Below are 7,232 nucleotides of genomic sequence, written 5' to 3' on the forward strand. Positions count from 1 at the left end.
ATTCCTAGGTCTTTTGTGAACATAGATTTTTTTTTTGTTTTTTGAACACACTAATATATGTAATACTCACTTATTTCGTCATAAAAATATAGTGTAAAGAAAATTGTTATTTTCTGTACACTCTTGTTATTTACATAAGACCCTTTAACATACCGTACCAATACATTTTAGGTAATAAATCTTTTTTAAAAATATACATACTTCTTCGTTCTTTGGCCTGGTTAAAAGGCAATGTTTCTTTTGGTTTTTTATTATAATCAAACTCGGCAAGTATTAATTTATTGTACCCGGTAACGATAGGGCACGAAGTATAACCATCATAATGATGCGTCAACATTTCATTATCCATTACTTGCAATAGGTTATTAACAACTATAGGCGCTTGTTTACGAATTGCTGCTCCTGTTTTGGAAGTAGGTGCATTTGAAGCATCACCAAGCCCAAATATGTTAGAGTAGCTTTTATGCTGTAATGTGGTTGGGTTAACATCTACCCAACCATCACTATCTGAAAGTGTACTTTCTTTAAGTACACCTATGGGACCCATGGGTGGTGTTACATGTAACATTTCATAATCTATTGTCTTTCTATCGTCTGTTTTAATGTGTTCAAATGTAGCCTCTTTTTTGTCTCCGTCAATTTCAACAAGATTATAATTATAATTGACAATTATATCCCTTTCTTCAACAATTTTCTCTAATTCTTTATTATATTTGCCTACGTCAAATAAAGCATCTTTTGGCGTTTCGTATATCACATTAGCATTAGAACGGATATTATGTTTTCTAAAATAATCTTCAGCTAAATACATAATTTTCATAGGTGCGCCTCCACATTTGATAGGCGTATTAGGATGCGTGAAAATCGCGTTCCCTTGTTTAAATTTAGAAATTTGTCTCCAAGTTTCGCGAACATAGTTAGGTGAATAGTTAGAACAAACACCATTTTTACCTATATTCTCTTTTAATCCTTTAATAGAAGACCAATTAATCTGTAATCCAGGGGCTACCACTAAAAATTCGTAACTAACGACCGAATTATCTCCTAAAATAATGCTATTGTTTTCAGGTTGAAAGCTTGAAACAGCATTTTTTATCCATTGAACACCTTCAGGCATAACACTTTTCATATCTTTACGAGAACTTTTTAAACTCGATACCCCAGCACCAACCAAAGTCCATAACGGTTGATAATAATGATATTCAGCCGGGTCTATAATTGCTATTTTTCCTTTTAAGCTTTGATTTTTTCTTAATAGTCTTGATGCCACGGTAATACCTGCTGTACCGCCACCTACAATAACAATTTGATAATACTTACTCATTTTTCCACACCCTTAAATTATTTTAATGATTCTGGAAAATCTTGATAGCCTTCTCTAATATTCACGACATTTTCAAATCCTTTATTTTCTAAGATACCCACTGCGATTGAACTTCTAACACCTGACTGACAATGTACGTATATTTTATCCTCTTTATTAAATGGAATATTTTCATTTAATAATTTACCATGCGGAATATTGACTGCTTGATCTAAGTGCCCATTATTCCACTCTTCTTCATTACGTACGTCGAGTACATTTGCTTCTTCACCAGTAATATCAGCGCTGTGGATGGATTGTGTTAGAATTTCTGATTTTGGTAAACGATAGCCTGCTACATTATCAAAACCAATTAATTGTAAAGTATGCGTTGCTTGTTCAACTGTAGATTTATCTCCGATTAAATCTACATCTTTTTCAAAATCTAAATACCAACCGATCTGGTTAATAAAGTTTTTGTTATAAGGAATATTGATTGTTCCTTGTGTATGTCCACCGTGAAAGGCTTCTTTGCTACGAAGATCAAATGCTATTCTTTCATTATCTAAACTAGGATAAACGTTGTATGGTTGATACATTTTCATACCAAACTGATTAATTTTTTTCATCTGTGCAAAGTGATGGGGTGGCGCTGGTTGATTTGATGTTAATGTTTCAACAAATTTAGATTCATCTGTTACATTAAATGCCCAGTTATTAATTTTTTCGTAACCTAGCGTAGACATTGGTATGGCACCTAATGCTTTACCACAAGGACTTCCAGCACCGTGTCCAGGCCATATTTGAATATAATCTGGTAAATTTTTAACACCTTCTATAGATTGGTACATCTGTTTTGCACCAATCTCTGTAGTACCTTCCATTTGTACTGATTTTTCTAGTAAATCAGGTCTACCGATATCACCAACAAAAATAAAGTCACCACTAAATAAACCCATTGGAACACTTGAGCCGCCACCTTCATCAGTGAGTAAGAAACTGATACTCTCAGGGGTATGACCAGGTGTATGCAAGACTTCTAATTTAATATTACCTACTTGAATAATATCTTGATTTTTAACAAAATTTGTATGTTCCGGCATATTTTTATAACTTAATTGATCATCACCTTCGCCAGATACATATATATTGGCGTTTAAACGTTTTGCCACATCCCGAATTCCAGAAGCAAAATCAGCGTGAATATGTGTTTCAGCAGCTTGTGTAATTTTAAAACCTTCGCTATCTGCAACTTCCATATATTTTGTTAAATCACGAACAGGATCAATTACTATTGCCTCTCCCGTACGTTGACAGCCAACTAAATAAGATGCTTGAGATAAATGATTATCGTAAAATTGTTTGAAAAACATATAAAGAACTCCTTATTTTGATAGATTTAATTAAATAAATAAATTATGACTCGCGTTTTCAGTATCACCTATATAAGTGCCTACACCGCCGTACTCAACTTCATCTCTTAATTCTTCTTTTGTAATACCCATGACATCCATGCTCATGGTACATGCGATTAATTTAATATCTTGAGCTATCGCTTGATTAATGAGTGATGGTAATGAATCAACGTTTTTCTTTTTCATTACGTATCGCATCATGATATTACCTAAACCGAACATATTCATTTTAGATAGTGGCATTTTCAAAGGTGTTTTTGGCAACATCAAATCAAACATTTTTGCGATACCTTTCTTTTTAACGTTAACTGTTTGCGCTTTTTTCAACGCGTTGAGTCCCCAAAACGTAAAGAAGATAGTTACATCTCTTCCTGCAGCTCTAGCGCCATTTGCAATAATCATTGCTGCCACTGCTTTATCTAACTCTCCACTAAATAGTACAATTGTCGTACCTTTAGCAGTATGATTCACTTGTAAGTCTTTTGGTTTTTCTTTTTGAATAATGGCATTAATTCCATGATTACTTTCATCAAGTTTAACTAAAGTATGACCAGTTTGTTTGACCCAGCTTTTAATGTCGCTAAGGAATCCAGGATCTGTGACTGTAACTTCGATTTGCTCGCCTACTTCAATATTTTTCACTTCTTTACTGATGTTTACAATTGGACCTGGACATTGAAGACCACTATAGTTAAATTGTTTACGCTCTGCTTTAATTTCTACATTAGTATTTTCTTCGAATGTATTATCATCGTCGTTTTTTGCTTCATACGCTTTATAGCCACCGTCTAAATTAACAATGTCGTAGCCTTGTTTAGCTAAATATTCGCTCGCTTTAGCACTTCTGGTACCACTTTTACAGTGTACAAAATAGGTTGTGTTTTTATCTTTATTGAACGATTCAATCTTATCTACAGGATGTAATGTCGCACCATTTATATGTGCAAGCTCATATTCTTCTTGTGTTCTAACGTCAATCAGTTGACCTTGTGCACCCAATTTTTCTAATTCTTGTTTACTGAAATTATTGATATGATTTTCGTTATATTGTTTCATATTAACCTCCTAATAAATACCTATACGGGTATATTAACTAATTATTTATATTATGTCAAATACGGTAGGGGGTATTTGACATGTTTACTTTTATCGTTTATTATGACTTTATTCAATTAAAAGTGGAGGAAATAACTATGAATTATGATAAAAAAATGATTAATCGTATTAATAGAATACAAGGACAACTCAATGGCGTTATTAAAATGATGGAAGAAGAAAAAGATTGTAAAGATGTCATTACTCAAATCAGTGCATCAAAAAGTTCAATCCAACGTTTGATGGGAATTATCATTAGTGAAAATTTAATAGAATGTGTAAAAGCAGCAGAGGATAATGGTGAAAATTCTGAAGAATTGATTAATGAAGCCGTTAACTTATTGGTAAAAAGTAAATAATGGATATTTCAACTATTATTATGATGTTACTTATTGGGGTATTCGGAGGCTTTATTTCGGGTCTAGTAGGTATAGGTGGCGCCATCATTATTTATCCAGCTATTTTATTATTACCACCACTATTTGGCGCTCCTGCGTACAGTGCATACATGGCATCAGGACTTACTTCCAGTCAAGTCTTTTTCAGTACTTTAAGTGGGTCATTAAAAGCGCGAAAAAAACCAGAATTTTCGCCACTATTAGTGCTTTACATGGGTAGTGGCATGATTATAGGCAGCATGTTAGGTGGACTGTTAGCAAATTTATTTAATGCTACATTTGTAAATACGATATATATTATCATTGCTTTACTCGCATTAATTTTAATGTTTATTAACATAAAACCGAGTTTAGATCAATCTTCCTTTAACAAGCCATTATTAGTTATGGTTGGTCTTTTCGTTGGTATCATTTCAGGTATAGTTGGAGCAGGCGGCGCTTTTATTATTATTCCTATATTGCTAGTTTTATTCAAATTACCAATGAATACGGTAGTTGCTAATAGTATAGTAATTGCTTTTATATCTTCAATTGGCGCCTTTATCATTAAACTTATACAAGGTTACATTCCTTTAGAAGATGCGTTATTTTTAATAATAGGGAGTATTATTTTCGCTCCGTTAGGTTTAAAATTAGGTAAAAAGGTCCCTAGTTTTGTACAAAAGTGGATTATCAGTATTTTAATTATTATTGCAATTATTCAAATTGTTTTATAAATAAGAAAGAGAAGTACAACTAATATTAGTTGTACTTCTCTTTCTTATTTATAAAGTTAAAACATTCTCATATAGCAAGTAAAATAACAGCTACGCCCCATATAATTTTCACAAAACCTGAAGGATTTAAATTGCCAAATGAAGTTTGCATACCCAAAACAAAAGTAGCAGAATCGGCAGAAGTAATAAAGAAAGAAGCTATTAAAGCCAAAGCAATAATAGATAAAATGAAACCAAACGGCAATTCGTTAAAAATACCGAACAATTGAGTTTCGGGTGGCATTTTAAATATACTACTATTTACTTTTCCTATTTCAATACCTGTTGTACCAAAAGCACTAAACCAAATAATACTAACTGTAATAGGTACACTTAAAACCGCAATTAAAAATTCTCTAATACTACGTCCTTTTGATATTCTAGCAATGAATACACCTACAAATGGACTCCAACTCATCCACCATCCTAAATAATAGAGCATCCAAGAATCTAACCACATAGATTTTTGTTGATTTAATGGAGCAACATCCAAGCTATTAATAATTAAATTATTTAAATAATCTCCTGTTGAACTGGTCATAATATTTAAAATGAGGATTGTAGGCCCAACAATAGGAATAACAATTAATAAAATAGCTGCAAAAACCATATTTAGATTACTTAAGTATTGTATACCTTTGCTTAAACCTGTCCAAGCACTAAACAAAAATAATACTGTTATAACAACGATAATTATACCTTGTACAATTATATTATTAGGAACTCCAAATAAATAATTTAAACCACCATTTAATTGTATTGCACCTATTCCTAATGACACTGCTACTCCAATAACAGTAGCAAATACAGCTAATACATCGACAACAACTCCTAAGGGTCCTTCTACTTTATTCCCTAATAAAGGTCTTAGAGTTCTTGAAATTAGTCCGTTTTCTCCTTTTCTAAATTGGGAATATGCAAGAACCAATGCTACAATGTCATATATTGACCATGTATGAAAACCATAGTCCATAAATGTAGATTTAAAAGCTTCTGCCATAGCTTCTTGTGTTTCTGGTTTTGCATTTGGTGGAGAGAGGTAATGTGATATTGGCTCAGAGGAACCATAAAATACTAAACCAATACCCATACCGGCACTAAATAACATTGTTAACTAAGAAATTGTTCTAAATTCTGGTTCATCTTCTGGTTTTCCTAACTTTAATTTTCCTATTGGGCTAAATATTAAGAAAATAGAAAAAGCTATGATGACCGCATATAGCAACATATAATACTAACCAAATGTATTTGTCACCCAAGCTGATATAGCGTTGGTAATTTCTCCAAATTGTTTAGGAAAGCTTGTACCTAACAATACAAGTATTCCAATGATACTGGCGGAATATATAAAAACATTGGAAACTTTGTTTTTCTTACTCATCACGTTAATAACTCCTAACTATAAAAAAACAGATGTTTAGAATCATAGCACAGTAAAAAGATTATTCAATAGTGAATCTGAAATATATTAATTCAAGGAATATATTTGAATAATTTGAATATGAGAATAGGCATATATATTCAGGGTATATATAAGTAATAGACATTTAAATAATAAGTAATAGGAGGCTGGTGTAGATGTTCAAAAATATATTATTACCCTATGATTTCGAAAATGATTTTAGTGCTATCCCTGACTATTTAGAAAAAGCCACCGATGAAGATTCAGTTGTTGTAATTTATCACGTTGTAACAGAAAATGATCTTGCAATTAGTGTCAAATATTATAATAAGCATAAAAAAGATATTATTAGAGAAAAAGAAAAAAATCTCACTCCATTTTTACGTGAATTAGAAAAAAGAGATATTCAATATAAAATAGATGTAGATTTTGGGCCTATTAAAAATACAATCTTAGAAAAAATTACTTCTGGAGATATAAATAATGGTGAATTTGATTTAGTAATTATGAGTAATCATAGAGTCAATTTGAATATTAAACATGTTTTAGGAGATGTTACACATAAGATTGCTAAAAGAAGTTCTGTCCCAGTACTAATTGTTAAATAAACATAAGAAGTAAGAAATTTATTAATTCAAAAAGCCTAAATACTTTCTCACAAATCGAGAGAGTATTTAGGCTTTTTTATTTTTTTAATAAACGTAATGAATTTAATATAACTAATATTGCTGCACCTGTATCACTTAGAACAGCTAACCAAAGTGTTAGTAATCCAGGGAATACTAACACAAAGGCAATTAATTTAATAATTATAGCAAAATATAGGTTCTGTTGCAAAGTTGAACTTATAGTATAATTTTAACA

General features: G+C 31.6%; 6 protein-coding genes and 1 pseudogene. 3 read left to right on the forward strand and 4 right to left on the reverse strand.

All coding sequences use genetic code 11. The features are described from left to right. Nucleotides 1-130: 130 nt before the first annotated feature. From sqr to cstA, 3 genes are read right to left on the reverse strand one after another with little or no spacing between them, the layout of a single operon-like run. On the reverse strand, nucleotides 131-1,324 hold the full coding sequence (sqr, locus tag KA883_RS00570; RefSeq protein WP_119536035.1) for a type II sulfide:quinone oxidoreductase Sqr: 1,194 nt from the start codon (nucleotides 1,322-1,324) through the stop codon (nucleotides 131-133). A 17-nt stretch (nucleotides 1,325-1,341) separates the two neighbouring features. Further along, entirely contained in the window at nucleotides 1,342-2,676 is a 1,335-nt protein-coding gene (gene cstB, locus KA883_RS00575; protein ID WP_050215127.1) for a persulfide dioxygenase-sulfurtransferase CstB, read from the reverse strand. A 30-nt stretch (nucleotides 2,677-2,706) separates the two neighbouring features. Next, nucleotides 2,707-3,774, reverse strand: a complete 1,068-nt coding sequence (gene cstA, locus KA883_RS00580; RefSeq protein ID WP_107384736.1) for a persulfide response sulfurtransferase CstA — start codon at nucleotides 3,772-3,774, stop codon at nucleotides 2,707-2,709. A gap of 137 nt (nucleotides 3,775-3,911) precedes the next feature. Between cstA and cstR the strand changes: the two genes are divergently transcribed. Further along, a complete protein-coding gene (gene cstR / locus KA883_RS00585) occupies nucleotides 3,912-4,172 on the forward strand; it encodes a persulfide-sensing transcriptional repressor CstR (protein ID WP_002510747.1) in 261 nt (86 codons plus the stop codon). Beyond that, entirely contained in the window at nucleotides 4,172-4,927 is a 756-nt protein-coding gene (locus KA883_RS00590) for a sulfite exporter TauE/SafE family protein (RefSeq protein ID WP_050215129.1), read from the forward strand. Before cstR ends, KA883_RS00590 begins: the two co-directional genes overlap by 1 nt. A gap of 73 nt (nucleotides 4,928-5,000) precedes the next feature. On the opposite strand, the pseudogene KA883_RS00595 reads toward KA883_RS00590, so the two are convergent. Continuing rightward, a pseudogene (locus tag KA883_RS00595) lies at nucleotides 5,001-6,347 on the reverse strand (BCCT family transporter); the annotation flags it as partial. Nucleotides 6,348-6,544: 197 nt separating this feature from the next. Here KA883_RS00595 and KA883_RS00600 point away from each other — a divergent pair. Continuing rightward, entirely contained in the window at nucleotides 6,545-6,976 is a 432-nt protein-coding gene (locus KA883_RS00600) for a universal stress protein (RefSeq protein ID WP_107385322.1), read from the forward strand. Nucleotides 6,977-7,232 lie beyond the last annotated feature (256 nt).

The sequence above is a fragment of the Staphylococcus sp. GDY8P54P genome (assembly GCF_017892645.1).
Taxonomy (GTDB): domain Bacteria; phylum Bacillota; class Bacilli; order Staphylococcales; family Staphylococcaceae; genus Staphylococcus; species Staphylococcus ureilyticus.